Origin of the sequence: Siccirubricoccus phaeus (assembly GCF_008360935.1) — a bacterium.
Taxonomy (GTDB): domain Bacteria; phylum Pseudomonadota; class Alphaproteobacteria; order Acetobacterales; family Acetobacteraceae; genus Siccirubricoccus; species Siccirubricoccus phaeus.
Genome location: NZ_SRXO01000005.1, coordinates 345,719 through 362,671 on the forward strand (window position 1 = coordinate 345,719; position 16,953 = coordinate 362,671).

Annotated in this window: 12 protein-coding genes; 7 read left to right on the top strand and 5 right to left on the bottom strand. The window is 74.6% G+C overall.

Features of this window, described 5'->3' with window-relative positions; genetic code table 11:
• Position 1 precedes the first annotated feature (1 nt).
• The 4 genes from fdh3B to E5N76_RS09965 are packed head-to-tail and all read left to right on the top strand — an operon-like array spanning position 2 to position 3,640.
• Positions 2-598, top strand: a complete 597-nt coding sequence (gene fdh3B, locus E5N76_RS09950) for a formate dehydrogenase FDH3 subunit beta (RefSeq protein WP_149537130.1) — start codon at positions 2-4, stop codon at positions 596-598.
• Complete coding sequence (locus E5N76_RS09955) at positions 595-1,788, top strand: formate dehydrogenase subunit gamma (protein WP_149537131.1); 1,194 nt, start codon at positions 595-597, stop codon at positions 1,786-1,788. Before fdh3B ends, E5N76_RS09955 begins: the two co-directional genes overlap by 4 nt.
• Positions 1,789-1,795: 7 nt before the next feature.
• Positions 1,796-2,311: a molybdopterin-guanine dinucleotide biosynthesis protein B gene (gene mobB, locus E5N76_RS09960; RefSeq protein WP_149537132.1), complete on the top strand. Its 516-nt coding sequence runs from the start codon at positions 1,796-1,798 to the stop codon at positions 2,309-2,311.
• A 57-nt stretch (positions 2,312-2,368) separates the two neighbouring features.
• Complete coding sequence (locus E5N76_RS09965; RefSeq protein WP_149537133.1) at positions 2,369-3,640, top strand: molybdopterin molybdotransferase MoeA; 1,272 nt, start codon at positions 2,369-2,371, stop codon at positions 3,638-3,640.
• Positions 3,641-3,745: 105 nt separating this feature from the next.
• On the opposite strand, the gene E5N76_RS31005 is transcribed toward E5N76_RS09965, so the two are convergent.
• From E5N76_RS31005 to E5N76_RS09975, 3 genes are all read right to left on the bottom strand, one after another.
• Positions 3,746-4,477, bottom strand: a complete 732-nt coding sequence (locus tag E5N76_RS31005; protein ID WP_187830084.1) for a DUF2459 domain-containing protein — start codon at positions 4,475-4,477, stop codon at positions 3,746-3,748.
• A gap of 404 nt (positions 4,478-4,881) precedes the next feature.
• Positions 4,882-5,007 (bottom strand): hypothetical protein, encoded by a 126-nt coding sequence (locus E5N76_RS31010; RefSeq protein WP_268921296.1) that lies wholly within the window; start codon positions 5,005-5,007, stop codon positions 4,882-4,884.
• 284 nt (positions 5,008-5,291) lie between these two features.
• Positions 5,292-8,048, bottom strand: a complete 2,757-nt coding sequence (locus E5N76_RS09975; RefSeq protein WP_149537135.1) for a tetratricopeptide repeat protein — start codon at positions 8,046-8,048, stop codon at positions 5,292-5,294.
• A gap of 329 nt (positions 8,049-8,377) precedes the next feature.
• Here E5N76_RS09975 and E5N76_RS09980 point away from each other — a divergent pair, with 329 nt between their 5' ends.
• The gene (locus tag E5N76_RS09980) at positions 8,378-10,924 is read left to right on the top strand and encodes a glycosyltransferase (RefSeq protein ID WP_149537136.1); all 2,547 of its coding nucleotides are present in this window, start codon (positions 8,378-8,380) and stop codon (positions 10,922-10,924) included.
• 35 nt (positions 10,925-10,959) lie between these two features.
• Positions 10,960-12,312: a glycosyltransferase gene (locus E5N76_RS09985; protein ID WP_149537137.1), complete on the top strand. Its 1,353-nt coding sequence runs from the start codon at positions 10,960-10,962 to the stop codon at positions 12,310-12,312.
• Between the two features lie 228 nt (positions 12,313-12,540).
• Here E5N76_RS09985 and E5N76_RS09990 read toward each other — a convergent pair whose 3' ends face one another.
• Together E5N76_RS09990 and E5N76_RS29450 are read right to left on the bottom strand one after the other, a co-directional pair.
• On the bottom strand, positions 12,541-13,776 hold the full coding sequence (locus tag E5N76_RS09990; RefSeq protein WP_149537138.1) for a glycosyltransferase: 1,236 nt from the start codon (positions 13,774-13,776) through the stop codon (positions 12,541-12,543).
• Positions 13,769-16,126 (bottom strand): hypothetical protein, encoded by a 2,358-nt coding sequence (locus E5N76_RS29450; RefSeq protein ID WP_187830085.1) that lies wholly within the window; start codon positions 16,124-16,126, stop codon positions 13,769-13,771. The genes E5N76_RS09990 and E5N76_RS29450 overlap by 8 nt, the downstream gene beginning before the upstream one ends.
• 258 nt (positions 16,127-16,384) lie before the next feature.
• Here E5N76_RS29450 and E5N76_RS10000 point away from each other — a divergent pair, with 258 nt between their 5' ends.
• Complete coding sequence (locus E5N76_RS10000) at positions 16,385-16,888, top strand: GGDEF domain-containing protein (RefSeq protein ID WP_187830086.1); 504 nt, start codon at positions 16,385-16,387, stop codon at positions 16,886-16,888.
• The last annotated feature ends 65 nt before the right edge of the window (positions 16,889-16,953 follow it).

Here is a 16,953-nt window from a genome sequence, read left to right on the forward strand (position 1 = left end):
CATGGCGCGGATGAAGTTCCTGTGTGACAGCGACCGCTGCATCGAATGCAACGCCTGCGTCACCGCCTGCAAGAACGAGCACGACGTGCCCTGGGGCATCAACCGCCGGCGCGTCGTCACGCTGAATGACGGCAAGCCGGGGGAGCGCAGCATCTCCATGGCCTGCATGCATTGCACGGACGCGCCCTGCGCCGCGGTCTGCCCGGTGAGCTGCTTCTACACCACCGCCGATGCCATCGTGCTGCACGACAAGGATCTCTGCATCGGCTGCGGCTACTGCTTCTACGCCTGCCCCTTTGGCGCACCGCAATACCCGCGCGTCGGCAATTTCGGCGGGCGCGGCAAGATGGACAAATGCACCTACTGCGCCGGCGGCCCGCAGCAGGACAACAGCCCGGCGGAATACATCCAGTACGGCGCCAACCGCATCGCCGAGGGCAAGCTGCCGCTCTGTGCCGAGATGTGCAGCACCAAGGCGCTGCTGGCCGGCGATGGCGAGATCATCGCCAGCATCTACAAGGAAAGGGTGCAGCGCCGCGGCTATGGCTCCGGCGCCTGGGGCTGGCGCACCGCCTATCGGGAGACGCTGCCGGCATGACCCGCGCGCTGCCCACCCACGCCCTGCTCGGGGCGGCGCTCGCCCTTTCGCTCCTGGCCGGCGGCGCCGCGGCGCAGCAGGCCGCCGGCCAACCCTCCGGCGCCGAGCCGGAAGTGCAGGCGCCGGTGCCGGAAGTCGGCCCCGGCCGCGGCCGGCTCGGCCCCGGCCAGGTGCCGCAGACGAATGAGCCGCACGCGCCCACCGGCATGCCCGCCGCGCCGCCGCCGGTGGCCGCCGCGCCCACGCCGGTGGCGCCGATCCCCGCGCCGCCGCCGCTCGGCGACCGCAACCAGGCCGACGCCGCCGAGCTGGAATTGCAGGCGGCGCTGCGCGGCGAGCGCATCGCCGGCCGCATCACCATCCCGAATGCGACGGCCGCCAACCTCATCCAGCCGGCGGGCCGGGAATGGCGCGAATTCCACAACCGCATCCTCACCTGGGTGGGCGGCGTGGCCGTGCTCGGCATGCTGGCCGTGCTGGCCGGCTTCTTCCTCATCCGGGGCCGCATCCGACCGGAGGCCGGCATGTCCGGCCGCACCCTGCTCCGCTTCAACCTGCTGGAGCGGGCGAATCACTGGATGGTCGCCTCCTGCTTCATCGTGCTCGGCCTCTCGGGGCTCAACCTCACCTTCGGCCGGCACCTGCTGCTGCCGCTGATCGGGCCGGAGGCCTTCACGGCGGTCAGCGCGGCGGGGAAGATCGCGCACAACTTCCTGGCCTTCCCCTTCACCCTCGGCCTGGCGGTGATGTTCCTGCTCTGGGTCAGGGACAACATCCCGAACCGGCTCGACCTGGAATGGGTGAAGAAGGGCGGCGGCTTCATCGGCCGTGGCCATCCGCAGGCCAGGCGCTTCAATGCCGGGCAGAAGGGGATGTTCTGGATCACCATCCTCGGCGGCGGCCTCGTCGCCGCCTCCGGCTATGTGCTGGTCTTCCCCTTCACCGTCACCGACATCGCCGGCCAGCAGGCGGCGCATGTGGTGCATGGGCTGCTGGCCGTGCTGATGATCGCCGCCATCCTGGCGCATATCTATATCGGCTCCATCGGGATGGAGGGGGCGATCGACGCCATGACCACCGGCGAGGTGGACGAGAATTGGGCGAAGGAGCACCACGCGCTTTGGGTGGAGGAGGAGCAGGCGAAGGCGCGGGCGCCGGTGCCGGGCGCGAAGCCGGCGGGCGCCGGGTGAGGGCGGCGTGAAGCTCATCGGCCTCGCCGGCTGGAGCGGGGCCGGCAAGACGACCCTGCTGGCGAAGCTGATCCCCTGCCTCTCGCGGCGGGGGATCGGCGTGTCTACGCTGAAGCACGCGCATCACCGCTTCGACGTCGATACGCCGGGCAAGGATAGCTGGGTGCATCGGGAGGCGGGGGCGCGGCAGGTGCTGGTCTCCTCCGGCAACCGCTGGGCGCTGATGACCGAGCTGCGCGGCGCGCCGGAGCCGGAATTGCGGGAGCTGCTCGGGCATCTCGCGCCGGTCGACCTGGTGATCGTCGAGGGCTTCAAGCGCACCGGCCACCCGAAGATCGAAATCCACCGGGCGGCCAATGCCAAGCCCTGGCTGCATCCGGAGGACCCGGCGATCCGTGCCATCGCCGGCGATGTGCGGCCGCCCTTGGGCCTGCACCCGGCCCTCCCCTGGGCGCATCTCGACGATGTCGAGGCGATTGCCGACCTCGCCCTGGCGCATGCGGTGCCGATCGACGCCTGGTAGGGCGGGGCGGCGACGGAGGCCGTTCAGGCCCGGCGGCAATCCGCTATAGACTGCCTCATGGCCCAGCTTTCCGATGATTGCTTCGCCTTTGGCGGCAAGCTGCTGAGCGTGGAGGAGGCGGCGGCGCTGATCGCCGAGCGGGTGCCGCCTCTGGCGGGGGGGGAGGCGCTGCCGCTGGGCCGGGCGCTGGGGCGGGTGCTGGCGGCGCCCCTGGCCGCGCCGCTGCCGTTGCCGCCCTTCTTCAATTCGGCGGTGGATGGCTATGCCTTCCGCCATGCCGATCTGGCGCCGGGGGCGGCCACCCCCTTGCGGCTGGAAGGCCGGGTGGCGGCGGGCCAGGCTGCCCGGCCCCTGCCGCCGGGCGCCGCCGCCCGCATCTTCACCGGCGCCCCCATGCCCCCGGGCACCGATACCGTGCTGATGCAGGAGGACGCGGCGCTGCAGGCGGGGACGCTGCTGGTGCCGCCGGGGCTGAAGCCCGGCGCCAATGCCCGCCCGGCTGGGGAGGATGTGGCGCAGGGCGCGCTCGCCTTGCCGGCAGGCCGCCGGCTGCGGGCGCCGGAGATCGGGCTGGCGGCGGCGCTGGGCCTCGCCTCCCTGCCGGTACGGCCGCTGGTGCGCGTCGGCGTCTTCTCCACCGGGGATGAACTGGCCTCGCCCGGCGCCGCGCTGGGGCCGGCCCAGACCTATGACAGCAACCGCTTCACCCTGCTGGCCCTGCTGGCCCGGCTGCCGGTGGTGGCGACCGATCTCGGCATATTGCCGGACGACAAGGCGGCGACGGCCGCGGCGCTGGCCGCCGCCGCCGCGGGGCATGATCTGCTGCTCACCTCCGGCGGTGTCAGCACCGGGGAGGAGGACCATGTCCGCGCCGCCATCGAGGCCGGCGGCAAGCTGGTCTTCTGGCGGCTGGCGGTGAAGCCGGGGCGGCCGGCGGCGATGGGGGTGCTGCGGGGCGCCGGCGGGAGCCTCGCGGGCGGCACGCCGGTGGTGGGGCTGCCTGGCAACCCGGTGGCGGCGGTTGTCACCTTCCTGCATCTCGCCCGGCCGCTGGTGCTGCGCCTGGCCGGCGCGGCGCCGGAGCCCCTGCCGCGCTTCGCCGCCCGCGCCGCCTTCCACTACCGCAAGAAGGCCGGGCGGCGGGAATATGTGCGGGTGCGGCTGGCGCCCGGCGCGCTTTTGCCGGAGGCGATGAAATTCGCCCGGGAAGGCGCCGGCCTGCTCACCTCCCTGACCGAATCTGACGCTTTCGCCGAACTGCCGGAGGAGGTGCTGGCGGTGGCGCCCGGGGAGGTGGTGGCCGTGCTGCCCTTCGCGGCGCTGTTCTGAGGCCCTCGGCCCGCCGGGCCGGGCGAGGCAAAGCGCATCGCGCGAAGGCGGATCGGGCTTCCCCGGCCGGGCGGCCCCGGTTTCCGCAGGCCGGCGGCGCCAGGCTCAGCCATAGCCGGCCGCCAGCAGCGCCGTGGCCAGGGCGGTGACCTGCCAGGAGAAGAGCACCCCCTCCGGCATCACCGGCAGGCCGGCGGCGGCCAGGGCCTCGGCGGTCCAGGTATTGCAAGTATAGCTGCCGCTATAGCGCTGCCGGGCGGGCAGGAACAGGCTGCCTGGATAGGGGCCCTGCCGGATCGGCCCGCCGGCGACGGAGGCGGCGACGAAGCCTGCCGCGCCGCGCAGCCCCCCGGGCGGCAGGCGGAGCGGCGTGCAGTCACGCTCGGGGAAGGCCTCGGCGGGCGGCAGGCGCAACCCGGTGACGAGGATCGCCCCCGGCCCGGGGAAGAGCGCCGCGAGGGCGGTGCCGAAGCCGGGGCTGGCGGCCAGCACGTAGTCGCGGTCGCCGAAGCCGAAGAGCAGCCACTCGGCGCCGGGGAAGAGGGCGGCGAGGTCCGGCGGCACCGTCTCCGCCGGCAGGCCGATATCGCTGTGCCAGCCGCGGCGGAGTAATTGCAGCCTGGCCTCGCCGGTGGGCGGCGGGGGCAGGGGCTGGCGCGCCCCCGCGCAGCCCGCCAGCGCGGCGGCGAGGAGGGCGCGGCGGCCACAGCGGAAGGACGGGCTGGGCCGCCGGGCGCCGATCCCCCGCGCGACGGCGGGGCCGGGGCGTCCGGCGGGCGGACCCGCCGCCCTGGTGGCATCCGCGGAGTTGCCGATGCCACCAGCATCGGGATGCAAGATCCCACCTCCGTCGGCTGCCGGGGCCCTTCTCGGGCGGGCTCCCAGGCGGTCGGGCGAAAGCCCGGGGCGGGGGGCGTGGGCGGAGGCGGGCACATCCCGCCGCGGTGCGCGATCGCTTTCGGCGGCGGCACCGGGAGCGCGAATCACGCCATCGGACAAGGACCTGGAGCCGCGAGCGCAGGCGAAGGGATCATGCTCTGGAGCATTTTCAAGTCCGGCGGAATCGCCGGACGACTCGGAAAATGCGACCAACAAAGGGCTGGAGCGGTTCGCCGAGCGTAGGCGAGGTGAAACCGCTCTAGAGCAGATCGCCGGAGGGCGGCATCGCCCGGAGGCGTGAATCTGCTCTACCATCCATAAGCTAGAGCGGTTTCGCGCTGCACAGCCAGTGTGAAACCGCTCTAGCGCGCCGGCACCAGCACCGTGCCGGGCGGCACCACCACGTTCTGCGGCGGCGGGGAGGGGTTGCTGCTGCTGATGCAGGCCGACAGCAGCAGCGCCGCACTCAGGGTCAGGATGATGCGCATGGCGCTGCGTCTCCATTCTAGGTCATGCCCCGGCGACCCGGGGTCGCGGCGATAACATCCCGCGTCAAAGGCGGTTTCGTATCGTTCCGGAAAAAACCTAAGCGGCGAGGTACTTACCGCAAATGCCAGGTACGGCCGCCTGGGTCCAGCAACCGGAGCGGGATTTCCCCGTAGGGGCTCTGCCCCGCACGCGCCAGCAATGGGGGCTCTGCCCCCATACCCCCGCCGCCCTGAGTCCGCGGGTTGAGGCGTCGGGTCTGAAGCTCACACCTCCCGATCTTCCCTCAGCCCGCCGCCTCCGGCCGCCGCATCCAATGCGCTCGGGTCTTGTACTCGGCGAGGCAGTGCAGCGCGACCTGCCGCAGCACCGTCAGATGGTCATGCACCAGAACCCCGGGCGGCACCTCCCCCGCCGCGGCCACCGCCCCGGCCAGCACCCGGGTCAGCAGCCCCGGCCCGGTCTGCAGCCAGACCATGTCGGCATCGCCGCGGTTGATCGCCACGACGGCCTGCCGCAGCGCCTCCCGCAGCACCGGGTGGCCGGGCGCTGCCCCCATCAGGTTGTTGCCGATGGAGCCGAGATCCTCCTGGTACAGCACCAGCGTCGCCCCTGGCGGCGCCAGGGCGGCGAGATCCCCGAACAGCAGGTCGTCCGCATCCGCCCACCAGCCGCCCTCGGTCGCCAGCAGGGCGAGGCGCAGCAGATCCGCCCGGTGCGTCGGCGTCCGCGCCCGGCGCCAGGCGGCCTGCACCTCCGGCGGCTGGTGCGCCGCCATCCAGGCGGTGGCAGCAGCGTCGTCGAAGCGCCGCGCGGCGAGGCCCGGGCGCTGCCAGCCCGCCATCATGGCACGGAGATCGGCGGGGGGCTCGGCGGCGTGCCAGTACTGCGCCAGCCGGGCAGGCAGGGGCGGCGCCCCCGGGGCGGGGCGGAAGGCGAAGCCGCCGGCCTGGCGCAGCGCCACCGCCAGGGCATGCGCTGCGCCGAAATGCTCCGGCCTTTCCCGCACCAGCGCCGCCAGCGGGGCCAGTCGCGCCGCGGCGGGCGCCGCCGCCAGCGCCTGCAGCCGCGCCAGCAGCGCCGGCTCCAGCGCCAGCTCGTCCAGCAATTGGCCGTGGAAGGTCTGGGCGATCCGCGGGGTGCGGCCCTGCGCCCGCACCGCCGCCGCCGCGATCCGCAGCACCGCCGCCACCGCCGCCCGGGCCCCGACGGCGTCGCTGCGGGCCAGCCGCAGCATGGCGAGGCGGGTGGGCGGCCAGGGATCCTCCGGCGCCAGCGCCGCCGCCTCGGCCAGCAGCTTCTCCGCCTCCGCCAGGCGCCAATGATCCGCCAGCACCAGCCCGCGCAGATGCAGCGCCCGGGCCCGGGCGCCGAGGCCGGGCGCCGGCGGCGGCGCGGCCAGCAGCGCCGCGGCGGTGGCGGCATCGCCGGCTTCATGCTCCAGCACCACCCGCTCGAACCAGATGGGGAAGCGGTCCGCGGGCAGCGCCCTGGCGGCCGCCAGGGCCGCCGGCACCGCGCCGCTGCGGCGGAGCAATTCCAGCCGCTTGGCCGGCAGTTCCGCCACGCCGGGCAGCGCCGCCTCGCCTGCCGCCAGCAGCGCCAGGGCGGCGTCCAGCCGGCCCTGCTCGGCCTCGATCTCGGCGGCGCCCAGATAGCTCCAGGGGCCGGGGCGGCCGGTGGCGATGCCGGCGGCGAAGCTGGCCAGCGCCGCCGCCAGCTCGCCTGCCGCGCGGTGCAGCCCGCCGAGATGCTCGAGCGCCGGCGCGCAGCCCGGGTCGCGCGCCAGCGCCTGTTCCAGCAGGGCGCGCGCCGCCCGGGGCTCGCCCAGCGCCCGTGCCGCGGCCGCCGCTTCCACCAGCGGGGCAGGGTCCCCAGGGCGCAGCGCCGCGGCGGCGGCGAAAGCCGTGCGGGCCAGCTCATGTTCGCCCAGCGCCCGCGCCGCCTGGCCGAGCGCCATCTGCAGCCCGGGCTCCTCCGGCCTGGCCGCCACCGCCGCCCGGGCCTCGGCCAGCGCCTCCGCCGCCCGCCCCGCCTCGGCCAGCGCCGCCACCCGGCCGAGCCGGGCCTGCAGCGAATCCGGTGCCAGGGCGAGGGCGGCGGTGAAATGGGTGAGCGCCACCTCCGGCTCGCCCAGTGCCCGCGCCGCCTCGGCCAGCGGCAGCAGGGCCCAGATCGCCCCTGGTTCCGCCGCCGCCACGGCGGCGAAGAGCGGCTGGGCGGCGGCCGGCTGCCCCAGCGCCATGGCGGCATGGCCGAGCCCCATCATGGCGCCGCGATGCCCGGGGTGGCGCGCCAGCACGGCGCGGAACCCCTCGGCCGCCGCCGCCGCCTCGCCCGCCGCCAGGTGCAATTCGGCGAGGCCCAGCGACCCGGCCGGGTCCCCCGGCGCCAGCGCGGCGAGGCGGGCGAAGAGGGCGCCGGCCGCCGCCGCATCGCCCAGCAGCCGGCGGCACTCCGCGAGGCCGGCGAGCCCCGCCGGATGGTCGGAGCGGCGCCGCAGCACCTCCCGATAGGCCAGCTCCGCCGCGGCGAGGCGGCCGAGCTGGCGCAGCGTATCGGCCTCCGCCAGGGCGGCCCAGTCGGCGGCCGGTGCCGCTGCCCGGGCGGCGGCGAAATGCGGCAGGGCGGCGGCCGGGTCGCCGCCGGCGCGAAGGGCGTGGCCGATTTCCATCTGCGCCGCGACATGGCCGGGAAAGAGCGCCAGTACGCCGCGCCAGGCGGCCAGGCGCTGTGCCGGCGGCGCCGCCCGGGCGGCCTGTTCCGCGGCCGCCGCGGCGCTCGCCGGCGGCGCCTCCGGCGGCGGCTCGGCCAGCCGGCCGAGGCGGCTGAGCGCGGCCGGGTCTGCCGGCGCGGCCAGCGCCGCCTGCCGGGCCAGGGCGGCGGCTGGGGCGGCCCAGCCCAAGGCCGCCAGCGCCTCGGCCAGGGCGGCCAGGGCGGCGGGGGCGGGCAGGCCGCCCAATTGCGCCGCCAGCCGGGCCGCCAGGGCTGCGGCCGGGGCCTCCGTCACGCTGTCGCCTGGCGCGGTCGCGGTGTCCTGCATCGGCATATCATAGCAGTTGCGGTCCGATCCTTCACGGACCGGCAAGGAAGCCTGCCCAGAGGGTCGCGGGCAGGCGGACCGCGGCGCGGAACCGGTGGAGTTTGCTTGACAGTGTGCAACCCGTGGGCAAGCGTGCCGCAACTGGCGGGGCATCTCTCGTATGGCTTCGGAACGGCGCCGAAACCCTTGGCAATATGGGAATTTTGCGCTGCGGTGGCGCTTGGCCGGAGGAGTCTTCCGCGGCATTGTGCCGGCGCCCACCGCCCTGCCGCTGCCGATCGGACCCTCCCCCTTCCCACCGCCCCCAGCGGGCGCGGAGACCCTGCCGCATGAATGACGCCGCCGCGGATGCCGGGACGCGCAGCCCTTCCGCCACCGCGCCCAAGCCCGTCGCCGGCTTCGAAAGGCTGGAATTGGGCGAGGGCTTCCTGCTGCTCGCCGGCTGGGTGGCGGCGCCGCCGCCCTATCGGCTGCGCCTGGGCGACGCGCCGCCGCTGCCGCTGAACGGCGTCTTCCCCCGCCCCGACCTGGCGGAGGAGGGGGAGGCGGAGCCGCTCGGCTTCGTCGCCGACCTGCCCCTGCCGCCGGAAGGGCTGCAGGGGCTCGGCCTCAGCCTCGGCAACAGCCAGGGGCTGCTGCTCGGCGCCCGGCTGGAGGAGGTGCCGCGCGCCGCCTTCCAGCCGCGCGGCCATCTCGACCATGTCTCGCCCGAGCGGCTGGCCGGCTGGGTGTTCAACCCGGCGCTCTGGCATGGCGATGCCGAGGCGGCGGCGGTGGAATTGCTGATCGACGGCGAGCACCGGCTGCGGGTGCCGCTGAATTGCCAGCGCCCGGACCTGCCCTTTTCCGCCGCCCAGGCCGGCCGGCTGCTGGGCTTCGAGATCGGCATCGCCGAGCTGGCCTCGCTGATGGCCCGCGCCCGGCTGCGCCGCGACCTGCTGGGCGGCGAGCATGACTATCTGCTGCTGACCGGCCCCGCCATGGTGGGCAGCATTCGGCGCCGCCGCGGCCGGGTGCTGCGGCGCAGCCAGGGGCCGATGGCCGCGGCCGAGCCGCCGCCGGCCGAGGCGCTTGCCCCGCCGCCCCTGCCGCCGGAGCCTGCCCCGGTCGGCGAGCCGCAGGGCTATGTGGATTTCTGCGGCCCGGTCCCGGCGCTCGGCGGCTGGATGTTCGGCGGCTGGCTCCGCCTCGGCACCCTGCCGGGGGTCGAGACCTGCTTCGCCGCCGCCCTGTTCGACGGGCATGAGATGGAAGGCGAGGCGGTGCTCGCCCGCCATCCGCGGCCGGATGTGGAGGGGCTGGGCGAGGGCTTCGTCGCCTTCCTGCCCGGCCTGCCGCCGGAGGATGCCGGCGCCTTCGGCAAGCTGCTGCTCGGGGCGGGGCGGGAGCACTGGCTGCACCTCTCCCTCGGCGCCCGCCAGCCGGAGCCGATCGAGCTGCTCGGCCTGGTGCGCAGCCTGGCCGCCACCGCCCCCGGCGCCGGCAGCGGCCAGAGCGCCTTCGGCCGGCTGCTCGCCCGCCCGGTCTATGAGGGGGTGGAGACCATCTCCCGCCTGCCGGTGCCGTTGCATCTGGAGGTGGACAGCATGCTGGTGGCGCCCGGCACCGGCATCGTGCTGATCGGCTGGTACCTCGACCCCGGGCGGGCGGTGAAGAGCATCCGCCTGCGCTGCCGCGGCCGGCTTTCCGCCCCGCTTTCCGAAACCTGGATCGCCACCGAGCGGCACGACATCCGCGAGGCCTTCGCGGCGAAATACGGCCAGCTCTCCGAGCGCCCCGGCTATGTCGCCTTCGTCGCCACGCCGGAGGAGGATCTGCGCGACGCGCATCTCGAGATCGAGCTGCGCGACGGCACCCTGGCCTTCCGCCCGCTGCCCGCGGCCGGGGAGGGCGGGGTGGCCGCCATCCGCCGCCTGCTGAACGGGCTGGAACTGGCGCCGGACGAGGTGGTGGAGCTCTGCGAGAAGGTGCTGGGCCCGCCGGTGGTGGCGCTGAACCGCGCCCGCCTCGCCGCCGCCCCGCCTGGGGTCGAGGTGCTGGTGGGCGACCCGCCGGCGGAGCCGCGCTGCTCCATCATCATCCCGCTCTATGGCCGCATCGACTACCTGATGTACCAGTGCGCCCTGTTCTCCGAATGGGGGCTGCCGGCCGACGAGCTGATCTATGTGCTGGACGATCCGCCGAAGAAGGCGGAGCTGATGAACCTGGCGCGCTCCGTCTATCGCCGCTTCGGCATTCCGCTGCGGCTGCTGCTGCTGCCGCAGAATCTCGGCTATGCGCCGGCCAACAATGCCGGCCTCGCCATCGCCCGCGGCAAGTATATCTGCTTCCTGAACTCCGACGTCATGCCGCGGGACGGCACCTGGCTGGACCGGCTGACCGGGCATCTGGAGGCCGACCCGACGCTCGGAATCGCCGGCGCGCTGCTGCTGTTCGAGGATGGCACGGTGCAGCATTCGGGCATCGAATTCGCGCGGCTGCCGCAGCTCGGCAATTTCCCCTTCGCCCTGCACCCGGGCAAGGGCCGGATGCGCGGGCCGAGCCGCGGCCTGCACCGGGAGGAAGCGGTGACCGGCGCCTGCATGGTGCTGCGGCGCGACCTGGCGCAGCAGCTCGGCGGCTTCAGCGAGGATTACGTGGTCGGCGATTTCGAGGACACGGATCTCTGCTTCCGCATCCGCGACCTTGGCTACCATTGCGCCGTGGATGACGAGGCGGTGCTGTGGCACCTCGAACGCCAGTCCCAGGGCGCGCCGGGCAATAATTGGCGGCACAACCTCACTCTGGTGAATGCCTGGACCTTCGCCCGGCGCTGGGGCGACCGCTTCCCCGATGCCGCGCCGCCCACCGGCGGCGCCGTGCTGCGCCTTTCCTGACCCCGTTCCTCCCCTAGCCGCGCGAGAGAGACGGCATGAGCCAGACCGCCACCCGCCGCCGCCCCGCCGGCAGGTCCGCCGCAAAGCCCGCCGCCGAGGCGCCCGCCCCGGAGGCGCCGGCGCGGAAGCTGCGCGTCCTCACCATGTCCCATATGGACCCGCGGGTGTCCCGCGGCGGCGCCGAGATCGCCGCCTTCCAGCTCTACACCAAGCTGCAGGCCGACCCGAATGTGGAGGCCTTCTTCCTCGCCGCCGCGCCGGGGCGGATCGGCGAGCGCCTCGGCGTGCGGCTGACCCAGCCCTTCGGGCCGCAGGAATGGGTCTATGTCGGCCACGGCTTCGACCATGGCATCCACGCGAATGGCGACCCGGAATTCCCGCCGGAATTCCTCGAGCTGCTGGGCAAGCTCCAGCCCGACATCGTGCATCTGCACCACTACACGAATTTCGGGGTGGAGGCGCTGCTGCATATCCGCCGCGCCGCGCCGCAGGCGAAGATCGTGCTGACGCTCCATGAATACCTCGCCATCTGCAACCATTTCGGCCAGATGGTGAAGCGGCCGAGCTTCGCCCTGTGCGAGAAGGCCAGCCCGCGCGACTGCCATCGCTGCTTCCCGGAAAAGCCGGAGCCGGATTTCTTCCTGCGCGAGCTGTTCATGAAGCGCTTCTTCCGGCTGGTGGACCGCTTCATCTCGCCGAGCCATTTCCTCGCCCGGCGCTATGTCGACTGGGGCATCGCGCCGGAGAAGATGACGGTCATCGAGAACGGCATGCCGGAACGCTCGGCGCATGCCGCGCGGCAGCCCTACCCGCCGGTGGAGGACGGGCTGGTCTTCGGCTTCTTCGGCCAGATCTCCGCGCTGAAGGGGATCAACGTGCTGATCGAGGCGGCGGGGCTGCTGGACAAGGCGGGCATCGACCGGGTGCGGATCGACGTGAACGGTGATTATTCCGGCCAGCCGGAGCCCTTCCGCCTGGATTTCGAGAAGCGCCTCGCCAAGGCCTCGGAGAATTTCAACTACCGGGGGCCTTACGAGAACAGCCGGGTGGATGAGCTGATGCAGCAATGCCATGCGGTGCTCGTCCCCTCCGTCTGGTGGGAGAATTCGCCGCTGGTGATCCAGGAAGCGCTGCTGAACCGGCGGCCGGTCATCTGCTCCGATATCGGCGGCATGGCGGAGAAGGTGCGGGACGGGCTGGACGGCTACCATTTCCAGGCGCGCAGCGCCTGGTCCCTGGCGAACCTGCTGAAGACCCTGGCGGCGGAGCCGCACCGGCTGCTGGCGATCCAGAAGACCATCGCCACGCCGCCGAGCATGAGCGAGACGGCGGCGGCGGTGCGGCGGGTGTATGACGAGGTGCTGGCGGGGATCGACGCGGCGGTGTGAGGTAGGAGCAGGAAGAAGAAGACAATAAAGGAAAGATTGGGGGCTTTGCCCGTTGGCGGCAGCGCCGCCAACCCCCCACCGGGGAGGGGACCCCTCCCCGGACCCCGGTGTGAGTTTGCCGGTTCAACCGTCGGGTCCAAAACTCACACCGGGGTCCGGGGCCAGGTCCTGGCCCCGGCGGGGTCCAGGGGCAGCGCCCCTGGTGGGGGTTCGGGGCCGAAGCCCCCGCTACGCCAGCGCCTCGAACGCCGCCAGGTACCGCCGCGCCATCTCCGCCCCGTCGCAGGGCACCGGCAGCCCCGCCGCCAGCCGCGCCGCCATCCCGGGCTCCATCGCCCGCTCCATCGCCGCCACCAGGTCCGCCGGGTCGCCCACCCTGGCATGCAGCCCGCTGACCCCGTCCGCCACCTTCTCCGCCATGCCGCCGATATCGGAGCAGATGACCGGCCTGCCCGTGGCGAAGGCCTCCTGGATCACCACCGGGGAATTCTCCCACCAGGTGCTGGGCACCAGCACGTAGTCGCAGGCGGCCATCAGCGGCCGCACCGCCTCATTCGGATAGGGCCCGGCATAGGAGAGGAAGGGGTAGCGCTGCACCGCCGCCTCCAGCGCCGCGCGGAAACCCTCCTTCTGGCCGATGATGGTGCCGTGCAGCCTGATGGCCAGCCGCGCCGCCAGCGCCGGCCGCGCCGCGATCAGCTCCGCCGCCGCCAGCAGCGTGTCGATGCCCTTATAGGGGTTGAGCTGGCCGAAGAAGCCGAACACCCAGCGCCCCCCCTGGCCGACCTGGCGCGGCGGCAGCGGCGCGGCAGGGTGCGGCAGGCCGTTCTCGATGACCGTGATGCGGCGCGGGTCCAGGCCCCAATCCGCGTAGCGCGCGGCGAGGAAGCGGCTGGGCGCGACGAAGCCGCCAAGCTCCGCGAAGCCCGCCAGGAAGCGGTCCCGCCGCAGGGCGAATTGGGTGATGTCGTGTTCCGGGAAGCAGGTGGCGCAGGCGGCCGGGGAGGCGGCGTAGCAGAGGGCGCGCTGCGGCCGCGTGACCATCTGGCCGTCGCGCAGGCAGATGGCGGTGTATTCGTGCAGGGTCAGCAGGCTCGCCATGCCCGGCAGCGCCGCCGCCGCCCGCAGCCCGGCCAGGCCGAGATGCAGGTGGTGGTGGAAATTCACCCGCCCCACCGCCTCCCGCCGCAGCAGCGCCGCCAGGGCGCGCGCCAGGCCGGGGGTGCCGGCATTGTAGAGCGGGTCCTGCCGCCCGGCGGGCAGGAACAGCGCGTGCTCCCCGGGCGTCGCAAGGTCCAGCCGCGCGGCATTCTCTTCCGGCGTCACCGTCACATGGATGGCCGGCAGGCCGAGGCCGAGCAGGCCGCGATAGAGCGTATAGGCCGCGATCTCCGACCCGCCGCGGGAAAGGGAGGGATGCGCATGGGTGACGACCGCGAGGCGCGGCGGGCGGGCCTCAGCCACCGCCGCCGCCGGTGAGCAGGCGGTCCACCGCGCGGGCGAGGCGGCCGGCCGGGCGGCGGCGGCCGGGCAGGGCGGCGGCGCCGGCGGGCAGCGCCTGCCGCGCCGCCGGCAGGCACGGCGCCAGGCTGGCCATGCCGCCGAGCAGGGGTGGCTGTCCGGCCAGCCAGGCGAGGAATTCCGCCCGCCGCCAGGCGAAGGCGGCCAGCCCAGCCGCGCCGTAGGGCGCGGCCGCCTCGCCCCGCCAGGGCAGGGCGAGGGGCAGGGGCGAGGGCGCGGCCAGCGCCCCGAGCAGCGCCTCCCAGCCCGCCGCATTGGGGAAGGCACCGGGGCCGACCAGGGCGAAGCGCTCCGTGCCGAGGCTGGCGAGGATGCCGGGCAGGGCGTGCGGCGCCTGGGCGGCATCGGGCAGGGCGAAGACGGCGGCGGGCAGGCCGATCTCGGCCAGCCCGGCCAGGGCGGTGGCCCGCGCCGCGCCGGAGCCGAGCAGAAGCACCAGGGGCGGCAGGCCCGGCCGCCGGGCGGCGAGCAGGCCGAGCTCGGCCAGCAGCAGGGCGGCATCGGCACGGTCCGGGCCGAGGGCGAGGATCAGCGCCGCCGGCGCCGCGGCGAGCGGCAGCAGCGGCTCCGCCCGCGCCGCCCCGGCCAGGGCGGCCTGGGCCACGGCCCGGGCGAGGTCCGGGAAGAAGGGCTCGTGCTCCAGCCCCGGATAGATCTGCAGCAGCTCCTCCGGCGCGGCGGAATGGCCGATGACGCGAAGCTGCGGCGCGGCGATGCGGTGGCCGAGGCCTAGGCCGCCCGGGGTGGCGAAGCGCAGGCTCGCCTCCTGCAGCGCCTCGGGCGTCGCCTGGCCGCGGAAGGCGGCGAGGAAGCCGGCACCTTCCACCAGCGCCGTTGCGCCGCCCGCCGGCTCCAGCAGATCCGGCCGCGGCAGGCGGGTGAGGCTGTGCGGGACCAGCGGCAGCACCTCCTCGCCGAGGCGGAGCAGGCGGGGCTGCAGCGTCTCGGCCGGGCTCAGGCTCCAGCCCTGGACCAGGGCGCCGAAGCCGGGCACCACCAGCAGCCGGTCCACATGCGCCTTCAGCCCGAGCGCGGCGGCTTCCGGCGCATCCGGCGCCCAGGGGTTGGTGGCGGCGGAAAGGCGCAGCAGCGGCCGGAGATAGTGGCCTTGCAGCCCGGCGGCGGCGCCGGCGGCCAGGCGCTGGGCGCAGGCGGCGGGTTCCAGGAATTGGCTGGTGCCGAGGGTGCGGAGCTCCGCCTGGCCGGCGGCGCCGAAGCGCAGCCGGGGGCGGGGGCGGTCGCCGGAGGGCCGCCAGGCCGTGTCGAGCGCGGCGGCGAAGGCGACGGCGCCTTCCGGCAGATCCGCCCGGGACTGCCAGGCGATGGCCATGCCGGCGGGGGCCAGCGCCGTCTCTCCGATACGGCAGGGGAAGAGGAGGCCCGCCTCCGGCCGCATCCAGCCGAACAGCCAGAGCGGGCCGCCGGGCACGGCGCCGAAGGCCTCGATGAAGCCGGCCTCCTTGGCCGGCGCGGTCTCCGGCAGGGCTGCCGCCGCGGCGCGGGCGGCGGCGAGGCTGGCCGGCAGGGCGGGCAATGGCTGGGCCGGGCCGACGCGGAGGACGGGCAGGGAAATGACGGCGGGAGCGAGCGCAGCGGGCAGGTCCGGCGGATCGGCCGCCGGAAGGGCGGTGGGTGCCCCGGCGGCTCCGGCTGGCGGCATGGCGGGCGCGACAGTGGCTGGCGGGGGCGCGGCGGGCGGGTCCGGCAGATCGGTCGGCAGAAGGGCGGTGGGTGCCCGGGTGGCCCCGGCTGGCGGCGCGGCGGGAGCGGTGACGGTCGAGGGAGGCAGGCCGGCAGGGGCTGGCGCGCCGGCCTCTGCCCTGGCCCAGGTCACCGGGCCGGCGCCGGCCGGCGCGGCGAAGGCGGCAATGGCCGCCGGGGGTTCGGGGCCGGGGGATGGCGAGCCAGCCTCCGGCGTGCCCGGCGCCCGCTCCGCCGGGCCTGCCCCGGCCGGCAGGGGTGCATCGGGCCCCGCCCCGGCCACGGCATCCACCATGTCGCCGAGCAGCGGCAGCGGCACCTGGGACTCGAGCAGCCCGCCACCGGCCAGCCGCAATTGCAGCGGCAGCTTCAGCCCGCGCAGGGCGGTGGCGGCCGGGGTCTGCAACGCGGCGCGCGGGATGCGGAAGCGGAGGCGGCCGGGGCGGCCTTCCTCGCCCGGCTCGGGCTCGGCCCGCCAGGCGGCCACCGGGATGTCCCCCGCCAGCACCTCGATCCCGATCGGCATGCCGGGCTGCGCCGGATCTTCGACCCAGCCGGAGAAGCCGAGGAATTTGCCAGCCCGCTCAATCATGCCGCGTTGTGGCGACACAACCTCAATTTTGATCGGACCATCGAGGAATTGGACCGTATCCATGGATCCCGTATCGCATGCGGTTCCAGTTTCTGCAAAGAGTCTGATGTGACAGGACTGAAATGTATTTTGGATCACGTATTCCCTTGGATGTTTCCCCCCGCCCGCGGCCGGCCCCCGGCGGAAGGATTAACGCTGCGGCAACCGCCCCCTGGCTTGATGCGCGGCGCCATTTCGGCGCTCTGCCAGGACGTTGCGATGATCAACCTTGCCCGTGGTGACCAGAAGGACCCGCTGACCGGTGCGGCCACCGAACCCGCGCTGCTGCGCTTCCTCGATGCCGTGCTCGGCATGACGGAGCCGGGGGGGCCGCTGGTCGGGCTGCTCTGCCTGGAAGTGGACGGGCTGGAGGTGCTGCAATCCCGCCATGGGCAGGGCACGGTGGATGCGGTCCTGCTCGGCATCGCCGACCGGCTGCAGGAGGTGATCCGCAACCATGATCTGGTCGGCCGGATGGGCGGCGGCTTCGCGGTCTGCCTGGCGGAGATCTTCCCTGCCCAGGCGGCGGCGGCGGCGGAAAGGCTGCGGGCGGCCATCGCCAGCGCCCCGGTCGCCACGCCGGCCGGGGCCATTCCGGTGAGCTGCAGCATCGGCATGGCGCTGGGCCGCGCCCAGCCGGCGGATGCGCTGGTCTTCCAGGCGCGGGACGCGATGTGGACCGCCCGGCACCGGGGCGGCGATCAGGTGGTCGCGGCTCCGTGATGCCGCCCCTTGGCTTTTGACCCTCGGCCCTTTTGACAATTCTGAGACAAAGCGCGAGTGTCGGG

Bases quoted from the DNA above. Each gene is read 5' to 3' on its own strand.
- fdh3B (WP_149537130.1), top strand. From the start codon at position 2: ATGGCGCGGATGAAGTTCCTGTGTGACAGCGACCGCTGCATCGAATGC.
- E5N76_RS09955 (WP_149537131.1), top strand. From the start codon at position 595: ATGACCCGCGCGCTGCCCACCCACGCCCTGCTCGGGGCGGCGCTCGCC.
- E5N76_RS09965 (WP_149537133.1), top strand. From the start codon at position 2,369: ATGGCCCAGCTTTCCGATGATTGCTTCGCCTTTGGCGGCAAGCTGCTG.
- E5N76_RS31010 (WP_268921296.1), bottom strand. From the start codon at position 5,007: ATGCGCATCATCCTGACCCTGAGTGCGGCGCTGCTGCTGTCGGCCTGC.
- E5N76_RS09975 (WP_149537135.1), bottom strand. From the start codon at position 8,048: ATGCAGGACACCGCGACCGCGCCAGGCGACAGCGTGACGGAGGCCCCG.
- E5N76_RS09980 (WP_149537136.1), top strand. From the start codon at position 8,378: ATGAATGACGCCGCCGCGGATGCCGGGACGCGCAGCCCTTCCGCCACC.
- E5N76_RS09985 (WP_149537137.1), top strand. From the start codon at position 10,960: ATGAGCCAGACCGCCACCCGCCGCCGCCCCGCCGGCAGGTCCGCCGCA.
- E5N76_RS29450 (WP_187830085.1), bottom strand. From the start codon at position 16,126: ATGATTGAGCGGGCTGGCAAATTCCTCGGCTTCTCCGGCTGGGTCGAA.
- E5N76_RS10000 (WP_187830086.1), top strand. From the start codon at position 16,385: ATGATCAACCTTGCCCGTGGTGACCAGAAGGACCCGCTGACCGGTGCG.